At 48.2% G+C, this 18,977-nt stretch carries 15 protein-coding genes; 2 read left to right on the forward strand and 13 right to left on the reverse strand.

Features of this window, described 5'->3' with window-relative positions:
* Positions 1-4 precede the first annotated feature (4 nt).
* The 5 genes from ACR32F_RS29155 to ftsE form a co-directional block, all read right to left on the reverse strand.
* Positions 5-1,333, reverse strand: coding sequence for a PDZ domain-containing protein (locus tag ACR32F_RS29155; RefSeq protein WP_440113387.1), 1,329 nt, complete (start codon positions 1,331-1,333; stop codon positions 5-7).
* Positions 1,334-1,397: 64 nt separating this feature from the next.
* Positions 1,398-2,867, reverse strand: a complete 1,470-nt coding sequence (locus ACR32F_RS29160) for a S41 family peptidase (RefSeq protein WP_440113390.1) — start codon at positions 2,865-2,867, stop codon at positions 1,398-1,400.
* A 135-nt stretch (positions 2,868-3,002) separates the two neighbouring features.
* Positions 3,003-4,289: a murein hydrolase activator EnvC family protein gene (locus ACR32F_RS29165; RefSeq protein ID WP_440113393.1), complete on the reverse strand. Its 1,287-nt coding sequence runs from the start codon at positions 4,287-4,289 to the stop codon at positions 3,003-3,005.
* 185 nt (positions 4,290-4,474) lie between these two features.
* Entirely contained in the window at positions 4,475-5,392 is a 918-nt protein-coding gene (gene ftsX / locus ACR32F_RS29170) for a permease-like cell division protein FtsX (protein WP_440113395.1), read from the reverse strand.
* On the reverse strand, positions 5,382-6,068 hold the full coding sequence (gene ftsE / locus ACR32F_RS29175; RefSeq protein ID WP_024631580.1) for a cell division ATP-binding protein FtsE: 687 nt from the start codon (positions 6,066-6,068) through the stop codon (positions 5,382-5,384). The genes ftsX and ftsE overlap by 11 nt, the downstream gene beginning before the upstream one ends.
* A gap of 253 nt (positions 6,069-6,321) precedes the next feature.
* Between ftsE and ACR32F_RS29180 the strand changes: the two genes are divergently transcribed.
* Positions 6,322-7,755, forward strand: coding sequence for a VanW family protein (locus ACR32F_RS29180; RefSeq protein ID WP_440113398.1), 1,434 nt, complete (start codon positions 6,322-6,324; stop codon positions 7,753-7,755).
* 160 nt (positions 7,756-7,915) lie between these two features.
* Here ACR32F_RS29180 and ACR32F_RS29185 read toward each other — a convergent pair.
* Positions 7,916-8,954, reverse strand: a protein-coding gene (locus ACR32F_RS29185; RefSeq protein WP_440113401.1) for an IS630 family transposase whose coding sequence is annotated in 2 segments (ribosomal slippage) — positions 7,916-8,458 and positions 8,460-8,954 — 1,038 coding nt in all. Because the reading frame shifts where the segments join, the coding sequence is not laid out codon by codon here.
* A 105-nt stretch (positions 8,955-9,059) separates the two neighbouring features.
* On the reverse strand, positions 9,060-10,619 hold the full coding sequence (locus tag ACR32F_RS29190) for an MDR family MFS transporter (protein WP_440113403.1): 1,560 nt from the start codon (positions 10,617-10,619) through the stop codon (positions 9,060-9,062).
* A gap of 446 nt (positions 10,620-11,065) precedes the next feature.
* Between ACR32F_RS29190 and ACR32F_RS29195 the strand changes: the two genes are divergently transcribed.
* Positions 11,066-11,854, forward strand: a complete 789-nt coding sequence (locus ACR32F_RS29195) for an alpha/beta hydrolase (RefSeq protein ID WP_440113406.1) — start codon at positions 11,066-11,068, stop codon at positions 11,852-11,854.
* 208 nt (positions 11,855-12,062) lie between these two features.
* Here ACR32F_RS29195 and argH read toward each other — a convergent pair whose 3' ends face one another.
* From argH to argB, 6 genes are all read right to left on the reverse strand, one after another.
* Positions 12,063-13,466, reverse strand: coding sequence for an argininosuccinate lyase (gene argH, locus ACR32F_RS29200; RefSeq protein ID WP_440120050.1), 1,404 nt, complete (start codon positions 13,464-13,466; stop codon positions 12,063-12,065).
* A gap of 105 nt (positions 13,467-13,571) precedes the next feature.
* Positions 13,572-14,807 carry an argininosuccinate synthase gene (locus ACR32F_RS29205; protein WP_440113409.1) on the reverse strand — a complete coding sequence of 412 codons (1,236 nt, stop codon included), beginning with the start codon at positions 14,805-14,807 and terminating at the stop codon, positions 13,572-13,574.
* A 324-nt stretch (positions 14,808-15,131) separates the two neighbouring features.
* Positions 15,132-16,097, reverse strand: a complete 966-nt coding sequence (argF, locus tag ACR32F_RS29210) for an ornithine carbamoyltransferase (protein ID WP_440113412.1) — start codon at positions 16,095-16,097, stop codon at positions 15,132-15,134.
* A 16-nt stretch (positions 16,098-16,113) separates the two neighbouring features.
* A complete protein-coding gene (locus ACR32F_RS29215) occupies positions 16,114-16,239 on the reverse strand; it encodes a hypothetical protein (protein WP_440113415.1) in 126 nt (41 codons plus the stop codon).
* Positions 16,240-16,472: 233 nt separating this feature from the next.
* Complete coding sequence (locus ACR32F_RS29220) at positions 16,473-17,729, reverse strand: aspartate aminotransferase family protein (protein WP_440113418.1); 1,257 nt, start codon at positions 17,727-17,729, stop codon at positions 16,473-16,475.
* A 267-nt stretch (positions 17,730-17,996) separates the two neighbouring features.
* Positions 17,997-18,836 carry an acetylglutamate kinase gene (gene argB, locus ACR32F_RS29225; protein ID WP_440113420.1) on the reverse strand — a complete coding sequence of 280 codons (840 nt, stop codon included), beginning with the start codon at positions 18,834-18,836 and terminating at the stop codon, positions 17,997-17,999.
* Between the last annotated feature and the right edge of the window lie 141 nt (positions 18,837-18,977).

The raw sequence follows: 18,977 nt of genomic DNA on the forward strand, positions 1-18,977 counted from the left end.
TTGATTACATCTCTATAGACTTTTGCTCACCTGCAGCAGGTGTAGGCGGAAGTGCCAGTGGAGCTTCAGCACCACGCTGATCTTTTCGGCGAGCGAACAATTTGAGGGTGATGATATGGAACAGGGACAGTGGGCGCAGTTGAATCGCCCAGGCTTCATGATTGTCCGGTGCCATGATCACTCCAAGTTGATGATGTTCACCTTCATAGATTGCCCGCTGCATAAATTTGCTCTCTCCCTGGTGATTACGGATCTCCAGCTTGCAAAAAGCCGAATTCATCCGCAAGGCACGATGTAATTGCTCTGGTGAATGAATCAGAACGCCATTCACCTTATACAATACTTCCCCTGCCTCAATCCCCAGATCTTCTGCAGGACTATCGGGAATGACACCCAATACCTTCAATCCATGTTCAGGATGAACAAACACCGGGCTGCGGTTCTGTTCTTCAAACCCACTGTACCATACCAGGAATTCATGACCGATAAATGCAACCAGTGCAGCAACCACCATGAGAGGCGACCACCAGGCTGCCAGCAGGCTGAACACGAGCAGGCCTGTCCCGTACAGCAGCAAACGTTTGGCAGAAATCTGCACTTTCCGACCCGGAAGCATACTCTGTGTAACCTCACCAAACCCCAGCATAATCGGCAGTGCAACGAGCATATAGCTGTTTCCTCCGCTAATTAAAGGCGTCCACGCCAGTTCTGCGCCACCACCTGTTACCGGTACAAGAATCAGTAACGGGATTGGCCAGAAATGCTGAAGCTGGTAGCCTCCAACCAGTTTGCCGCGTTTACCTTCGAAGAGTAACGGTGAAGCCATGGATACCCCTTGCATGCGTACCAGCACCGCTTCCCCGATATGTAATAAGGCTGCCAGCACCAACAGCGCAGGCATATCCAGCGCACGTAATGCTTCAGTGACACTCCCCATCCATCCTGTCGGTTGCCAGCCCGAAGCCATATGCAATCCGAACTGCAACACACCAAGCAAACCCGCCGCGTAAGCAAAACATAAATATCGAATACGGAACAACGCTAGAACTATCGCAGCCGCCCATATACATATCAAACTTCCCAGCGTAAGATGTGCTCCGAGAAACAACGACACAATCGAAACCATTACACCAATCAGTATACCCCCGAGCACTGCACGGATGGTCTGTGTTATCGAGCTTTGCAGACGAACGTGGAATAATCTACGCTCCTGCAACAACTGACGATGATATACGAGTGCAATCAAGATTACCGCAATATAATAAAACGGCTGAATAAACAACTGCAACAATGCTTCTCCTAATGTAGTTAACCATGCCCAAACCCATTCCATTGTGGATGGTCACCCCTCTCCTTCAGCCGATTCAGAAAAAAAGAAGGCTGAAAATCAGCCTTCTTTATGGCTTCGACACAGCGGACGAAATATCCTTCGAGACATTTTCGATCGCGCGCTTCAGCTGTGCATCATATTGAGGATTAGCAATACGTTCAATCAGAGCCGCTTCCAGGGATTCGGCGGTTTTCACGTCAATCTGACCTGTTGTCTGAATGCCCTTCTGCTTCTGGAATGCTTTGACCGCTTCTTCCGTCTTCTGGTCGTAGTATCCATCCACGCGATCCGGCTTGAAGTCTAATCCTCTTAGCATCGTCTGCGCACTTTTCACATCCGTGCTATTACTGTCGTATTTCAATGGTAATTTCTCTTTATTGATGGGTGCCACCGAGAAATAATCCGGCTGGTTCACCGCAATATCCGGTTTAATGCCTTTTTCATGAATCCAGTCACCATTTGGAGTCAACCATTTCGCGATGGTAATCTTCAACAGACTGCCATCACCCATTTGTTTGTCATAACTCGTCTGTACCGTACCTTTACCAAAGGAGTTTTCACCGATCAGCGTTGCACCTGCTGACTGTTGTAATGCACCAGCCAAAATTTCGGACGCACTCGCGCTTCCTTTGTTCATCAGTACCGTAACTGGGTAGGCTTTGCCTGATCCGCCCGATTTACTTTGTTCCTTTTTACCGTTCTTGTCTTCGACCTGTACAATCAGCTTGCCTTTTGGAACAAACTGCTCCGCAATATCGATAACAACATGCAACACACCACCCGGGTCATTACGCACATCAATGATCAGACCCTTCATATTCTGCTTCTCCAGCTTCGCCAGTTCTTCCTTGAAGCGGTCAGCAGTGTTCAGCGAGAATTGGGTGATCGAGATAACACCGACACCGTTGTCTTCCATATGAGCATAGACCGTCTCAAGATCAATGTCATCACGCACAATAACGAATTCAATCGGCTCGGAGGTTCCAGCACGTTTCACCTGTACCTTGGCTTCACTGCCTTTGGGACCTCTGATTTTGTTAACGGCTTTGTTCAATTCCAGACCTTGCAGAGATTCGCCATTCACCGATGTAATAATATCTTTGGCTCGAATACCCGCCTTCTCCGCAGGCGATCCCTTGATCGGGGAAACGACGACTACATTCCCATCCTGTGAGGAAACTTCTGCTCCGATTCCGGTAAATGAACCTTCAATCGACTCTTCGAACTGGGCCGCTGTTTCCTGTGCCATATAGTTGGAGTATGGATCACCAAGGGATTCCATCATACCGTTAATCGCACCATCAATCAGTTTGGTTCGATCAACATCTTTATAATAGTTACTTGAGATCAAATCCATCGCGGTTTCAATCTTCTTCAAATCATTTTTCTGCTGTGCAGTGCCAGTTACACTGGCGAACAACCCTTCACCAGATGTGGTCTGCGCCATGCCAGGCGAGTTCATGAGCACCAGGGTAAGCAAGCTGCCACCAAGTAGGGCCACAATGACAAGCAGCAGGGCCGATCTTTTTTTCATCATTCCGTTTGTCACCGCCTTTAGTATTGAAGCGTGTAGAGTTCAATTCTGCTGTGAATCATTCCCTGAACATGCCAGCTTAGTATATGTCTAGCTTGTACGGAATATGTTTTTTCCATTCCAATCGTTACCTGAAAACTACAAATAGTTAAATGGATTCACGGCTGTTCCATTATCACGCACTTCAAAATGCAAATGCGGTCCGGTGGAATTACCTGTATTGCCTGATTCAGCAATAATATCTCCACGACTCACCTGGTCTCCCTTGCCGACCTTAAATCCACCTTCACGTAAATGACCGTATAACGTCCATAATCCGCCCCCGTGGTCAACAATGACGGTGTAACCATAACCGCTATACCATTCGGCCATAATAACGATCCCGCCTGAAGCGGCATGAACAGAGCTGCCCGTTGGAACAGCGAAATCAACACCATTATGCATTTTACCCACTACACCCGTAATTGGATGGGTACGGGGACCAAACGTGGAGGACACGCGTGCTCCGGATACAGGCATTCCAAAGATTCCGTTACCACTGGAATACGAAGTAGTACTAGGACTGCTGCTACTTGTGCTGACTTTGGTCGGCGCTTTCGCGGCTGCGGCTGCACGGGCTGCGGCGGCAGCTTTCGCTTTAGCTGCGGCTGCGGCTTGCTGTTCACGCAATTTATTTTTCTCTTGCAGAAGTACCGAACGCTTGCTTGCAATCTGTATCAATACATCTTCCTGTTCTTGCGTCAACTCTTCTGACTCTTCTATTTTGGCATCATAGGTAGCGAGGAGTACTTGCTTTTCCTGTTCCTTCTCATTCAATTGGGACTTGCGCTGTTTCTTCTGCGCATACAGGCTCTTGGCTTCTGCATATTGCACATCCAGTTCTGCCTTTTTGGCCACAACGAGCTGCTTGTCCTTTTTATGATCATCCAGCAAATGCTGGTCCTGATCCACAATCGTTTTCAGTGAATCCGCACGAGTCAGGAAGTCCGAGAAGCTTGTTGAAGTCAACAACACGTCCAGATAGGATACAGCACCGTCCGTATACATCAGGCGTACACGTGATTCCAAGAGTTTCTCTCTGGCAACGATACGGTCTTCAGCCGCTTCCAGATCTTTTTTCGTAGTCCGAAGATCTTCTTCCGTATTTTCGATCTGTAAGGATACGTTTGCCAGTTCATCACTAACCACATTAATCTGCTCCATGACAACCTTCAGGTAAGCATTGGTCTTGTTCTTATAATGCTGGGCTTGTTTCTTGTTCGAAGCCGCTTTTTTCTGCTCCTGTTTGGCCGAAGCCGCCTTGCTCTCCAGTTGCTGAATCTGCTGGTCAATATCGCTAATGCTACTCTTGGCATATCCGTCAGAAGGTTGAAGCGTCATACCGGCCAATAACACCATGGCCAGCAGCGAAGCTGTTTTTTTCAAAATGTGATCCCCCATCCTATGATTTCACAAGAAAGCAACCTGCACAGGTGGTGAACAGCATGTTCTTTGCTTTCTTTACTCTTAAGGCTCCGTCTTTACTACTTATCGTCAAACAGGTTTCATATGTGAACCTGTTTTGTCATTCTCATTCGACACTTCCTGCATTTATAACGATGTAATAAACTTTACACATTAAGAGACTTGCGGATAGACAGTGTGCTTCCCAAGATACCAACCAGTACACCGAGTCCGATCAAGAGTGTTCCAAACAGCAGCCAGATATCTCCGAGCGGAATCAGATTAAGCATCTGCATGAATACATCCTGGCCAAACGTGGCCATCAGACGACTGTATCCGAAGAAGAGGACGCCTACCGTAATTGCCGAACCAATCAGTCCAATCAATGCTCCCTCAATAAAGAAAGGCCAGCGAATGAATGTATTGGTTGCTCCAACCAGTTTCATAATGCCGATCTCCCGGCGTCTTGCCAGAATGGTTACGCGAATCGTATTGGAGATCAGGAACATGGACATCAGACCCAGTCCTCCGACAAAAATAAATCCGATGTTCCGAACAAGCTTCGTAAATTTAAATAACACTTCCACCGTTTCTTTACCGTAGTTCACTTTCATGATCGGCTTCTCCGGGTGTTTTTCGTTCAGTGCTTGGATTTTTTGCGCTACAAAAGAGACGGTTTCCGGTTCAATGACCTCAACTTCAATGGTCTCTGGCAGTGGATTGTTATCCACATCGAAACCGCTAAGTACGTTGTCTGCACTTTCCCCGAGACGTTCACGGAACTCTTTGAGCCCTTCTTCTTTGGAGACAAAACGAATTTGGCTCACTTCAGGCATGGCACTGATTTCTTTCTCCAGTGTATTGCGAAGGTTCTCATCCACGTTCAGTTCAAGAAATGTACTGATCTCCACCTGGCTATCCACTTGATTGGCCATGGAATTCACATTCAGCACGAGTAGCATGAACACACCCAGAATGAACAGTGACACGATAATGGACATGATGGAGGCCACCGACATCCAGCCGTTGCGGAATACGTTTTTGAATCCCTCCCGCACATGACGCAAGAGAGTGTTAAAATTCATAACCGTATTCCCCTCTCATCTGATCCCTTACAATCTGTCCCCGTTCAATCGCAATAACCCGTTTACGCATCGTATTGACGATATCTTTGTTATGGGTCGCCATAACAATGGTTGTCCCCCGAAAATTAATCTCATCCAACAACTGCATAATGCCCCATGACGTCTCCGGGTCAAGGTTACCCGTAGGCTCGTCCGCAATGATGACAGACGGATTGTTCACGATAGCACGTGCGATGGCAATACGCTGCTGTTCCCCACCCGACAATTGTGACGGTTCACGGTTCGCCTTGCTGCGCAGTCCCACCAGATCGAGTACTTCCATCACCCGTTTCTTAATGTGGCGCTTCGGTGCTTCAATTACTTCCATGGCAAATGCCACATTCTCAAATGCTGTCATGCGTGGCAGCAAACGAAAATCCTGGAACACAACGCCGATATTTCGGCGTACATAAGGGATCTTACGTGGCTTCAACTTGCCGATATTAAATCCGTTAATGGATATTTGTCCTTTGGTCGGAACTTCTTCCCTGTACATCAATTTCATGAATGTCGATTTGCCTGCGCCGGACGGACCGACGATATAAACAAATTCATTGCGGTCGATCTTCACCGACACCCCTTGTAATGCGTGGGTCCCATTGGCGTAGGTCTTCCACACGTCCTGCATTTCTATCACATCATCACTTCCCGTTGCATAGTTAGCCATTATCATTTCGACACAATCCCGGCATTTCCTTTAAAAAGACCTGAATTTCATCAGGAGAAATCCATTTTATCCTTAATTCGATCAGCAGGAATGGAATCATATGAATTTTATTGTAACAAATTTGTTACCTATTGAGTACCCGAAAGTTTTCCTGCATTGGATCATATATATAGAAAGTGTTACGAATTGCGGAACAACAGAAGTGTAAAGGAGCGTACGGACCATGAAAAAAATACATTTGACGGTCATTGTGCTATTCTCAATGCTCTTGATCGGCTCCGCGTCCTATGGATTGCTGTATATGTACGTGAACCAACCCGCCATACCCAAAGATGTTCATGTTGGAGGCTGGGCGTTAGAGGGGATGCATCGCAAGGAAGTGCTGCATGCCGTGGATAATCGAATCAAACAATTGGAGGACTGGCCCATTACCCTGGAGGTGGAAGATCCGGTATCCAAAACGATGACGTTCACTGCCGCCCAGACGGGAGCAAATTACAGCGCTAATGACTTTCGAGCAGCCGTACAACGCCTGGAGGAAGGAAATCTGTGGGAGCGTGCCTACGCCCGATATGATTTTGCCAAGGAATGGCCACTGAAGCTGATCTATGATTCAAAACCACTCAAAGAGCAGCTCGGTCCTGCCTGGGAAAAAGAAACCTTCGGGACACCCGCGAACGCTGTTCGCCGCATTACCGCAAGTGACAAAGTCCAGTACATCCCGGAAAAAGGCGTCCGCCGAATCAACTGGGATGTACTCGCAAGCAAAATTCAGGCGAAGCTACACCGGGATTTTAGTGTACTAAACCCTAATGAAAAACCCGCCCCACTGCTGATCCAGGTACCCCTGTATACGCTAAAACCCGAAGTGACCATTGATTCACTGCGTCAGGAGGGCATTGACCGCAAGATCATCCAGTTCTCCACTAGCCTGGGCAATAGCAGTGAAGGACGGATACATAATGTCGGCGCAGCAGCGCAAACCGTTAACGGGATGGTTTTGCAGCCAAATGGCATATTTGATTATGAGAAGGTCATCCGCAAGGCAGAGAAGGACTTCGGTTTCCAGGAAGCTCCAGTCATTGTAAATGGGCGACTTACTCCCGGAATTGGAGGTGGCATCTGCCAGGTATCCAGTACAGTCTATAATGCAGCCCTGTTGACAGGGCTGGACATTGTGGAGCGTCGCAATCACTCCCTGCCCGTCAAATATTTGCCGAAAGGGCTGGATGCCACGTTTGCGTCAGGTGCGATTAATTTCCGGTTCAAAAATAACACGGGCAAAGCCTTGCTTATCCATGCTGAAGTGAAGAATAAACGTCTGACTGTCAAATTTTTCGGTACCTTTCCAGAGAACGTCACGTATGCGCTGGAATCCCGCACCATTGAGACATTAAGTGCTCCTGTGAAATATGTGTCCAGCAATGTACTCCCTGACGGTGCCCAGCAGGTACTTCAGGACGGTCAGCCCGGATATATTGTCGAAACCGTACGTACCAAGAAGGTAGACGGTCAAGTCGTCGAATCCAAAACGATTACACGTGATACGTACAAAGCGCAGAATCGCCTGATTGCACGCTCGGGTCATAGCAGTCTGCCTGATTCGCAGCAGCCATCTGTCGTCGAAGACGGCATCAGCGGCACGAAACAACCTTAATTTTAACTCGCTTAAAGCACCTAGGATCAAACCCAAAAAAGACACACTCCAAGTTTCCCCTAGCGGGCTACGTGAGAAGTGTGTCTTTAATGATTTAATATAAATTAATTACGTTGTTCAGCATTCATTGCTATATAAGTTGAACGAAAGAAACTAGCACTTAAAAGCGAATACAGAGGCGGTCGATGATGACACAAGGATTCTTCATAATTTCATCCATAAATTGCCCTACACGCAGACGGATTTCAGTGACAGTAGAGTAGAACACATTATTGACTACACTAGACTTGAGCCACTTCCAAAGCCCTTCTACAATATTAAACTGCGGGCTATACGGTGGCAAAAATACAAACTCAAGCCTGTTCTTCTGATCTTGCAGGAAAGGTTGAAGCAGCTTTGCATGATGAATCCGAGCAATATCTAATACGATCACAAGCTTCCCTGTCGGATACGCCGCAAGAATCTTTTGGAGAAAAGCAAGAAAGGTTTCAGCAGTATATTGCTCGTCTTCTTGCCATACGATTTGTCCAGTTTCATAGTCAATCGTTGCGAGCAGCTTGACTCCGCGATGCTTGCCTGTGGTTGGAATCATGCGCTGTTTTCCTCGAAGAAACCACGTTTTCTGAATGGCTTGGTAATCTCGAATCATGGACTCATCCTCGAACAGCAAGTGATCGATTTCATGGTTCAGTAACTTTTTTTCAATTGGGGAAAGGTTGTTTCGTAAACTGACGCTGTTTCTCTGGATCTGCTGCTGCAAGCGTATAGGTCGGTTTCGTGTAGCTGAGTCCTAACCGTTCCATGAGCTTGGAGATCCCGCGGAGCGAGTAGCGATGGCCCCATTCTCGTTCTACATACGAGGCAATAAGTTCAAGTGTCCAGTTGTGTCTGGCTGTAAAACCACCCTCATAAGGAACCGAGTAGGCGATGATTTGTTTGAGTTGAGCCTGCTGTTCCTTCGTCAACCGAGTAGGAGCACCGGATGAATGCTTGAGCTGCAGAGCGCCTATTCCACCGTTTTCGTATGCATGAATGTAACTACTCACCGTCATTCGGTTTCGATTCAGAATATCAGCAATAGCCACGATGGAGGTGCCTTTCAAATGCAAATAGATGGCCTGGTAGCGTTCATACATCCGTCGATCTTTGGCTTGCTTCATAGCTTCTCTTACTTTTTCCAGTTCAGTATGCTTATTCATAGTGCTCCCCACTTGTCCGTTTTTTAGATTATTTTTAATTCGACAAATGGAGCGTTTTTCCTTTTAGGCTTTGCTAAAACCTCTAGTTCAATTTATATAGACCGTTTAATGTCCGCCTGTATATTCTCCCTGCTCCTCGCCGATGACCATCTTCTCATTACCCATGAAGAAAGCAGCAATCAACGCGAGTGCCGCCGGGATCGCAGCCCAGGCAAAGAGCTGCACAATGGAGGAAGACAAGGCATGCGTAATCGCATCCAGTACCTGAGGCGGAATCGCCTTTCTCAGCTCCGGTGACAGCAATGCATGTGGATCGCTCAGATTCACTCCCTGAGGTACGCCGCCTGCTGGAGCACCTGCACCACCCGCTTCCGCCCCTGATCCGGCGAGGGCATCATTCATTTTGCGTGTAAACACCTGACTCTGCACAATACCAAAGATGGTAATGCCCATCGTCATGCCGAGCGACCGTAAAAAGTTAAGCGTGGAACTCGCAGCACCGCGTCTTTGCGGTTCAAACGCATTCATGGCTGCATTACTAAGCACGGAGAACGACGCTCCGACACCGAGACCAATCATCACCATGAATATACGTATCGTCCAGAGGGAAGAATGCTCATCCAGTGTGGTGAGCAACCCGAGTCCAATGACCAGCAGAGCCAACGTAGGAATCATAATGTTGCGATACTTGATTTTGGTCATCAGCATCCCACCCAAAGAGGCAGTTACGACAGAACCCAGCATCATGGGCAGCAGAACGAGACCCGAATTGGTCGCTTTTCCGCCGAGCACGCCCTGAATAAAGATCGGAATGTACACGGATGCCGTAATAAATGCCGCGCCGCTGAACATGCCAATGACATTACTGGACCAGTACACCCGGTTGCGGAACATGCTGAAGGAGATAATTGGTTCCTTGGCTCTCGTTTCGGCAAACAGGAAAAGCAACGTCAGCACCACAAATCCGGCAAACAACCCCATAATCTGCCATGAACCCCAGGCAAACGTTTTGCCGCCTAGTTCCAGACCGAAGATCAGACAAACCACAGCACCAATCAGTGTCACAGCACCCAGCCAGTCAATCTGTTGAGAATGATGCTGATGGGATTCTTTATAGAAGAACGCAATAAACACAAATGCAATCAGACCCAGCGGCAGGTTAATATAAAATACCCATTCCCACGTGGCATATTGCGTAATATAAGCGCCCAATAGTGGCCCAAATACACTGGACAAGCCGAACACGGCTCCAAATAATCCACCTAATTTCCCCCGGGATTCAGGTGCGACCACATCAAACATAATCGTAAAGGCAATCGGAACCAGTGCACCTGCACCAATACCCTGGATCGCTCTGTACATCGTCAATTCCACAATAGATGTTGCCGTTCCGCACAGGGCTGAGCCAATCATAAACACGATAATACCAAATACAAAAAACTTTTTCCGTCCATACATATCCGATAGCTTACCGAAGATCGGCATACCTGCCATCTCTGCCACCATGTACGCGGAGGTCACCCAGACGAACTTGTCGAGCCCACCCAGCTTCCCGACAATATCCCCCATAGCTGTTGCCACGATGGTATTATCCATCGAAGCCATTAGTATGCTCAGCAGTAATCCTGCCAGCACCAATCCAATATTGTTTTTACGTGCAGCCATTGTACTCAATCTCTCCATTCACGCTCTAATCATATGACTGCATTAGTATATCCGAAAAGAAGTCTTCGTTAATCAGTCCAAGGACCGATTGCTTTGCACCAAAACTTCCGATTGCGGATGAATTTGCAGAGAAGTGTGGTATTCCACTGTACCAATCCGGCAGCCAGGACCAATTTTTATGCTATCCCCTCGGACAACCTCGGCCACCGTGTTCTCTATTTCAATCTCGTCACCTTCCTTGTCTTCTGAGTCTGCCTGAAGAAGCCAGGCAATGCCGGAAGCAGACTCTTGTTATTCCTACAGTTGACCTTGTTATTGCAATGGAACAGATTTATGTATAACCTGTTTGTATAGACATTTTGGAACCATTAAGGAGCCAGCTTCATCCTCATCATCTTAATTAGAACATTTCGTTAATTCATTCATGAAAGGGGTTTCTTTTACACATGGCACTGATTAAATGTGATTTTTACTCGGATACGCTTGGACTGAGCACCAGCATGCATGTCATCCTGCCACAACAAACCCACAATCAGATTGGCATGGAGAACGTGACAGGTCAGGGCCTGCATCCTACGCTGTATTTGTTGCATGGCTTGTCAGACGATGATTCCATCTGGTTGCGCCGGACTTCCATTGAACGTTATGTGGCCAATCTCGGTATCGCTGTAGTGATGCCTCAAGTGCATCGCAGCTTCTATACAGACATGGTTGAGGGTGGACAGTACTGGACATTCATCAGTGAAGAGCTGCCAGCACTCGCACGTTCTTTCTTCCCACTGTCACACAAACGCAAAGATAACTTCGTTGCCGGATTGTCGATGGGTGGGTATGGTGCGTTCAAGCTGGCTCTGCGCAAACCGGAGCAATATGCTGCGGCGGCAAGTTTGTCGGGAGCACTGGATATGACGGCACATATGGGCAGAAACGCATCATCAGTGCTGCAGCAAGCCGAGCTGCAACGGATCTTCGGACCACAGGTCGCAGGCACTGAGAACGATCTGATTCATTTGCTGAAAGAGAGTCAAGCGAACCAAGGACCACGGCCCCTGCTCTACCAATGCTGTGGTACAGAAGACTTCTTGTATGAGGATAATCAGTCCTTCCGTCAAGCCTGTGCACAGACGGACTTCGAACTGACCTATGAGGAAGAGCCTGGTGAACATGAATGGGGCTATTGGGACAAAAAGATTCAGAATGTATTGAACTGGCTTCCTTTGCCTAAACGCGAATAGTCGACAAATTTAAATGAAACTACTGCATTTTACATGAAAATTTAAAGGAATAACCATATCAGTTCAACTAATGAATATTTACACTGGCACTCCGATGACAGAACACCTTCCGATCGCTGTAATACACAAAAAAGCAGGCCGTTGAGAAAGAAATTCTCTGGCCTGCTTTTGCATTGTGCATTCGTATTTCATTAGGATAACCTTGGCATTAACCGCGATTTGTAATCCATTGCTCCGTAATTTCCAGTACCTTCTCACTGCGTCCAATCGCATCAGCAACTTGACCCGCAGCCGTTCCTCCGTAAACATTACGAGCGTTCACAACCGCTTCTGGTTGCAGCACATCGTAGATACGCTCATCGAACAGTGACGAGAACTGGCGGAATTCATCAATCGTCAGATCCAGCAAATACTTGCTGTTTTGGATGCAGTACAACACCGTTTTACCAATCACTTCATGCGCCTGACGGAAAGGCAAACCTTCGCCCACGAGGAAGTCCGCAATATCTGTAGCATTGGAGAAATCCTGGTTGACCGCTTGGCGCATCCGATCCTTGTTCACCGTCATCGTGGCAATCATTGGAGCGAACAATTGAAGTGCACCCTCCAGCGTTGCTACGGTGTCAAACATGCCCTCTTTGTCTTCCTGCATGTCCTTGTTGTAAGCCAGTGGAAGAGACTTCAGTACCGTCAGCAGGCCAATCAGGTTACCGTACACACGTCCGGTTTTACCACGAACGAGTTCGGGAACGTCCGGATTTTTCTTCTGCGGCATGATGCTGCTACCTGTACAGAATGCATCGTCCAATTCAACAAAACCAAACTCCGTGCTACTCCAGAGCACAAGCTCTTCGCTCAGACGGGACAAGTGAGTCATAATCAGCGATGCTGCTGCCAGAAACTCAACGATGAAGTCACGGTCGCTTACTGCATCCAGACTGTTCTCGTACACACCGTCAAAGCCCAGCTGCTCCGCCACAAAATGACGGTCAATCGGAAACGTTGTGCCCGCAAGCGCACCTGCACCCAGTGGCAGGATGTTAATGCGTTTGTAGCTGTCCATCAGACGCTCCGCATCACGCTGGAACATGGACACATACGCCATCAGGTGATGTGCGAACAGAATGGGCTGTGCACGTTGAAGATGCGTATAACCCGGAACAATCGTATCGAGGTTATCTTTCGCTTGTCCAATCAGTGCTTCCTGCAAGGAGTGCAGCATGCCCACAAATCCAACCACACGCTCACGCAGGTACAAGTGCATATCGGTTGCAACCTGGTCGTTCCGGCTGCGGCCCGTATGTAATTTGCCACCCACAGGACCAATCGTCTCGATCAGATTTTTCTCAATGTTCATGTGAATATCTTCGTCCGATACGGAGAATTCCACTTCACCCGCACGGATTTTATGCAAAACGGTGATCAAGCCTTCCTTGATCGTCTCTACATCTTCTGCTGGCAGAATACCGCATTTGCCCAGCATAGTCACATGGGCCAGACTGCCCTGAATATCTTCCTCAGCCAACGCTTTGTCAAAGTTAATTGAAGCTGTATATTCCTCAACCAAATGATTGGTTTGCTTCGTAAAACGTCCTCCCCACAGCTTGCTCACAGTGAGTTCTCCCCTTTCGCTCATGGACAAAGCCGCTCCTGCCAGATGTGCAAGAACGGCCTGCCTTGTCAGTTATAATCGTGTAGCTCTACATGCTTGATGAAATTAGTTTTTGTTTTGTTCCACACCAGAGTTGACTTTCAAACGCAATGCATTCAGGCGGATAAAGCCCGTTGCATCCCCTTGATCGTACGCTTGCGTTGGATCTGCTTCCATAGTCGCAATGTCCGGGTTGTAGAGGCTGACAGGGCTTTTCACACCTGCGCCGATGATGTTGCCTTTGTACAGTTTCACACGAACGGTACCTGTTACGTTTTTCTGGCTTTCGCTCACCAGCGCTTGCAGCGCCAGACGTTCCGGTGCGAACCAGAAGCCGTTGTATACCAATGTGCTGTAACGTGTGATGAGGCTATCACGCAGGTTCATCACTTCACGGTCCATTGTGATGGACTCCATTTTACGATGTGCAGTGAACAGGATTGTTCCACCTGGTGTTTCGTACACGCCACGGCTCTTCATGCCAACAAAGCGGTTCTCAACCATATCCACACGGCCAATACCATGCTTTCCACCCAGCTCATTCAATTGTTCCATCACTTGCAGTGGGCTCAGACGTTCACCATTCAATGCCACACAGTTACCTTGTTCAAAATCAAGTACAACATATTCCGCTTGATCCGGTGCATCTTCAGGAGCACTGCTGAGCAGAAACATGTCTTTGTTCTCGTCCGCGCTTGGATCGAACCAAGGATCTTCGAGCACACCGCTCTCATAGCTGATATGCAGCAGGTTACGGTCTGTCGAGTACGGTTTAGCCGCAGATGCGGTTACCGGAATGCCATGCTTTTCAGCGTAAGCAATCATCTCGGCACGTCCAGGGAACTGGTTGCGGAATTCTTCCAGACGCCAAGGTGCGATGACCTGAATGTCTGGTGTCAGTGCAGCCGCGTTCAGCTCAAAACGAACCTGGTCATTCCCTTTACCCGTAGCGCCGTGAGCGATGGCAGTAGCGCCTTCTGCACGAGCGATATCCACCATGCGTTTGGCGATCAGTGGACGAGCGATACTTGTGCCGAGCAGGTATTGTCCTTCATAGAGGGCACCAGCCTGGAACATCGGATAGATGAAATCTTTTGCGAACTCATCGCGCAGATCGTCGATGTATACTTTGGAAGCGCCTGTAGCAAGTGCTTTCTCTTCGAGGCCATCCAGTTCATCCTTTTGTCCGATATCCGCTGTAAATGCAATAATCTCTGCATCATATGTTTCTTTCAACCATTTCAAAATTACTGATGTGTCCAACCCGCCAGAATAAGCGAGTACAATTTTTTCCTTAGCCATGTTCGTTGGTCCTCCCCAAGTTCAGTTGCGATAAGTTAAACAAACCATTCATCCACTTAAAACTACAAGCCAGAAAACCTTTCGATCGCTGTTATCCAGATTTTCTTGATTCCCTTTCATAGGGTGAAATCCGGGGATAGTGTATGCTTTCGATGCAGCTTTCTTTCAGAAAGCTTTCAGGCGCACGCTTCGCTTCTTCAGGTCTCTTCTGTCTCTCCGTTTTTGTGTATGCTCCTGGTTACCTTGTTTTTTTAGAGTAAAAATAGATGAATCTATCATCGCGAAATTTGCGCTTAAAATCAACCCATTCAGGCAATCCGCTTCTTATTCGCTCATTAACGCAGCCATTAATGCTTTCTGTGCATGCAACCGGTTCTCCGCCTGATCAAAGATCAGCGAGTTCGGTCCGTCAATTACACCTGCACTCACTTCTTCTCCGCGGTGCGCTGGCAGGCAGTGCAGGAACATATAGTCCGGCTTCGCGCCTTTCATTAATTCCTCGTTCACCTGATATGCGGCAAATGCCTGCTCACGAATCTTCTGTTCCTCTTCAAAGCCCATGCTCGCCCACACATCCGTGTACACGATATCTGCATCTTTCACAGCTTCCTGTGCACTGTACGTTACAGTCACCTGTGAACCGCTCTCTTGTGCAATGCTGCGTGCCTGTTCCACAACTACGCTGTCAGGCTCATATCCTTTCGGAGTGGCTACTGCAACGTGTATGCCCATCTTTGCTGCACCCAGCATAAGGGAGTGCGCCATGTTGTTTCCATCTCCGACGTAAGCCATTTTCAGGCCAGCCAGCTTGCCTTTGTGTTCCAGCACCGTTTGGAAGTCGGCGAGTACCTGGCATGGGTGCGCTGCATCGCTCAGGCCATTAATGACAGGAACGTTAGCATGCTCTGCCAGTTCAATCACATTATGGTGTCCAAAGGTACGGATCATGATGCCGTCCAGGTAACGAGACAATACTTTGGCCGTATCATGTGTCGTTTCTCCGCGACCGAGTTGGATATCGTTTTTGCTCAGGAAGAGCGCATGCCCGCCCAATTGGAACATACCGACTTCAAAGGATACACGCGTACGTGTGGATGATTTTTCAAAAATAAGTCCGATCGTTTTGCCTTTCAGCGGCTGAAAGGGTACTCCGTTTTTTTGCTTGCCCTTAATCTCAATCGCCAGATCAAGCAAGTAGCGAATTTCCTCTGCCGTATAGTCCGTAAACTCGATGAAATCGCGGCCTCTCAGATCAATCTTCTGAATCTTTTCCGTCTGTTGTGCTGTCATGTTAATAAAGTCCTCCTTATTTCCGGTTCCCTGCACCCGCATGGGCAGAAGTGAGCTGAAGTTTGAGATCTTGCCACCCAGACTGTTCAAGTCCATCTTCCATCTTCCGCAGGTTCACCGCACGGCTACAGGGATTCATCATCTTGTTCTGCTTCGAGGCCGCTAGAGGCCCCGAGACAGAAAGCTTCCTGCCTTTTGCAGGTTAAACATGTTAACTCCGATTATCGCTGAACGCGAATGCACGTATCATTATTTCAACTAATAAATAGTTACACTGGATAAAAGCGAACGCTTCGCTTCTTTAGACTATTTCTGAACTCTCCATTATCGTGTAAATGTTTAGTTGAACATATATCGTTTAGCCTTCGTTTGGTATCAGGATTTCTTGGTCGCTACATGCTCTTCAATCAATGTCGCTACGAGGGAAACCGCCTCGTCGATCTCTTCCTTGCTTACATATAGATTCGGAAGCAGACGAATAACATTCGGTCCAGCGGATACAAACAAAATACCTCGTTTTTGCCCAGCGAGCACAATCTCGCCTATCGCTTCTGCACATTCGATTCCGACAAGCAGTCCCATACCCCGAACTTCCTTCACAAAGGAATTGCCTGCCAAACGATTCCGCAGGGCACTCATCAGGTATTCACCCATCTCGGCTGCACGCTCTGGCAAATGATCTTCCAGCATCGTTTCAATCGTTGCAATCACAACGGAGGAAGCTAGTGGTGTACCGCCAAACGTCGTCGCATGGCTGCCTGCCGTAAAAGCGTCCTTCAGATACCCTTTGCCGAGCATTGCGCCCACAGGGAAACCACTGCCGATGCCTTTGGCAACGGTGAAAATATCCGGTTCAATGCCATAGTGCTCATGTGCAAACAACTTGCCTGTACGTCCCATTCCTGTCTGCACTTCGTCAACAATCAGCAGCAGTCCATGCTCTTCACACAGTTTCCGAACGTGGTGGACAAAATCTGGTTTGACCGGATAAACGCCACCCTCTGCCTGCACCATTTCCAGCATAATAGCCGCTGTGTTGGGACCAATCGCCGCTTCAAGTGCAGCCGTGTCATGCAAAGGTACTGTAGTAAATCCTGCCGGCAATGGCAAAAACCCTTCTTTCACCTTATCCTGCCCGGTCGCTGTTAAGGTGGCAAGCGTCCGTCCGTGGAAGGACTGTGCAAATGTGATGACTTCGTAACGACCTGTGCCTTTCACCTTCTGGTGATAACGACGAGCCAGTTTGATAGCCGCTTCATTCGCCTCTGCACCGCTGTTGCAAAAGAATACGGCGTCTGCACATGTGTTTTCGGTCAGCAAAGCTGCTGCACGTTCCTGACCCGGAATCTGGAACAGGTTAGATACATGCCACAGCTCATCAATCTGAGCTTTCAGCTTAGCTCCAACTTTCTCCGGTGCATGGCCCAGGCTTGTTACAGCCAATCCGCACATGAAATCGAGATAACGGTTGCCCTGATCATCCCATAACCAGCTGCCTTTACCCTTGACCAGACTGATTGGATAACGCGCATACGTTTGGAAAAGAGAGCTTTCCGTCTGCCCCGCTGCATTTGTCGCTGCTTCGCCCGCTACTGCTGTGCCAGAACCTGGCTGTTCGTTGCCTTTTGCCATCACCATTCACTCCTTATTTGTTGGTACACGGGCAATCATATAAGAACCCTGATTTACACTAGACCACTCCGATTGTAGAACCATCTTCCGATCGCTGTTATCCCCGGATTTCTTTGATTAATTATCTTAAGGTAAAAATCAGGGGATAAAGGCGAGCACTTCGTTTCTTCAGATTGGTTCTGCACTCTACGTTATTGTGTAATATTAGATCTCTTATAAAAAAAGCCGTGCGTATATTTTTTATATCTTGTATAGGACCCAAGTCAATTACTGCATACGGATGATTCGGGTTCCGATCGTTTCTCCGCCAAGCACACGGCTCAGGATCTTTGGTTCGCTGCCGTCTACGATGACGACCTCACGCACCTTGCCATGAATGCAGGCGATAGCTGCACGCACCTTTGGAATCATGCCGCCATAGATTTCCCCGGTCTGAATCATATCCTCGACCTCCTGCACGGAGACAGATGGCATTACTTTTTTCTCGCCGCCCACGTTTTTCATGATGCCAGGAACATCCGTGACTACGATCATCCGGCTAACTCCAAGATGGGACGCAACTGCACCTGCGGCTGTATCCGCATTGATGTTATAGCGCTGCCCGGATGCATCGACGCCAACCGGCGCAATAACTGGCATATAGCCCATGTCCACAATGCCTTGAATAATCTCCGCTTTGACATCAGTTACATCGCCTACCCAGCCGATCTCTGCATGGTTTGAAACAGGTTTCGCCTGGATCAGACCACCGTCCACACCGGATAAACCAAGTGCACGTCCACCAACACGTTGAATCAGGCGTACAATCTGTTTGTTAATACTTCCGGCAAGCACCATCTCTACCACATCAAGCACGGGTTCCGTCGTTTTGCGCAATCCGTTCACGAACTCAGTCTCAATGCCAAGCTTCGCCAAATTATCCGAGATCGCCGGGCCGCCACCATGCACGATCACAGGCTGAGCACCCTGAGACTGCAAGTCACGCAGATCTGCAAAAAAGGATTCAGGCAATGCCGCCAGCGTACTGCCTCCGCATTTCATGACAAACGTCTGCTTCTCGGCACCTGTTTCAGTTCCGGCACTCTCATTCTGCAATGTTGAATTCATGAGGGCACTCCTTTCGTATTTACTTATAATGAACTGTAGATCGTTACACTCCACCACTTCGACTGCAGTACCATCTTTCGATCGCTGTTATCCCCAGATTTTTTTGATCCCTTATTCAAAGGGTAAAATCCGGGGATAAAG

The organism is Paenibacillus hebaui, from assembly GCF_051934385.1.
Lineage (GTDB): Bacteria > Bacillota > Bacilli > Paenibacillales > Paenibacillaceae > Paenibacillus.

Excerpts from the sequence above, each read along its gene's own strand:
- ACR32F_RS29155 (WP_440113387.1), bottom strand. The coding sequence starts at position 1,333 with ATGGAATGGGTTTGGGCATGGTTAACTACATTAGGAGAAGCATTGTTG.
- ACR32F_RS29220 (WP_440113418.1), bottom strand. The coding sequence starts at position 17,729 with ATGGCAAAAGGCAACGAACAGCCAGGTTCTGGCACAGCAGTAGCGGGC.
- ACR32F_RS29160 (WP_440113390.1), bottom strand. The coding sequence starts at position 2,867 with ATGATGAAAAAAAGATCGGCCCTGCTGCTTGTCATTGTGGCCCTACTT.
- ACR32F_RS29190 (WP_440113403.1), bottom strand. The coding sequence starts at position 10,619 with ATGGCTGCACGTAAAAACAATATTGGATTGGTGCTGGCAGGATTACTG.
- argF (WP_440113412.1), bottom strand. The coding sequence starts at position 16,097 with ATGACAGCACAACAGACGGAAAAGATTCAGAAGATTGATCTGAGAGGC.
- ACR32F_RS29215 (WP_440113415.1), bottom strand. The coding sequence starts at position 16,239 with ATGATGAATCCCTGTAGCCGTGCGGTGAACCTGCGGAAGATGGAAGAT.
- ftsX (WP_440113395.1), bottom strand. The coding sequence starts at position 5,392 with ATGAATTTTAACACTCTCTTGCGTCATGTGCGGGAGGGATTCAAAAAC.
- ACR32F_RS29205 (WP_440113409.1), bottom strand. The coding sequence starts at position 14,807 with ATGGCTAAGGAAAAAATTGTACTCGCTTATTCTGGCGGGTTGGACACA.
- argB (WP_440113420.1), bottom strand. The coding sequence starts at position 18,836 with ATGAATTCAACATTGCAGAATGAGAGTGCCGGAACTGAAACAGGTGCC.
- ACR32F_RS29195 (WP_440113406.1), top strand. The coding sequence starts at position 11,066 with ATGGCACTGATTAAATGTGATTTTTACTCGGATACGCTTGGACTGAGC.
- ACR32F_RS29180 (WP_440113398.1), top strand. The coding sequence starts at position 6,322 with ATGAAAAAAATACATTTGACGGTCATTGTGCTATTCTCAATGCTCTTG.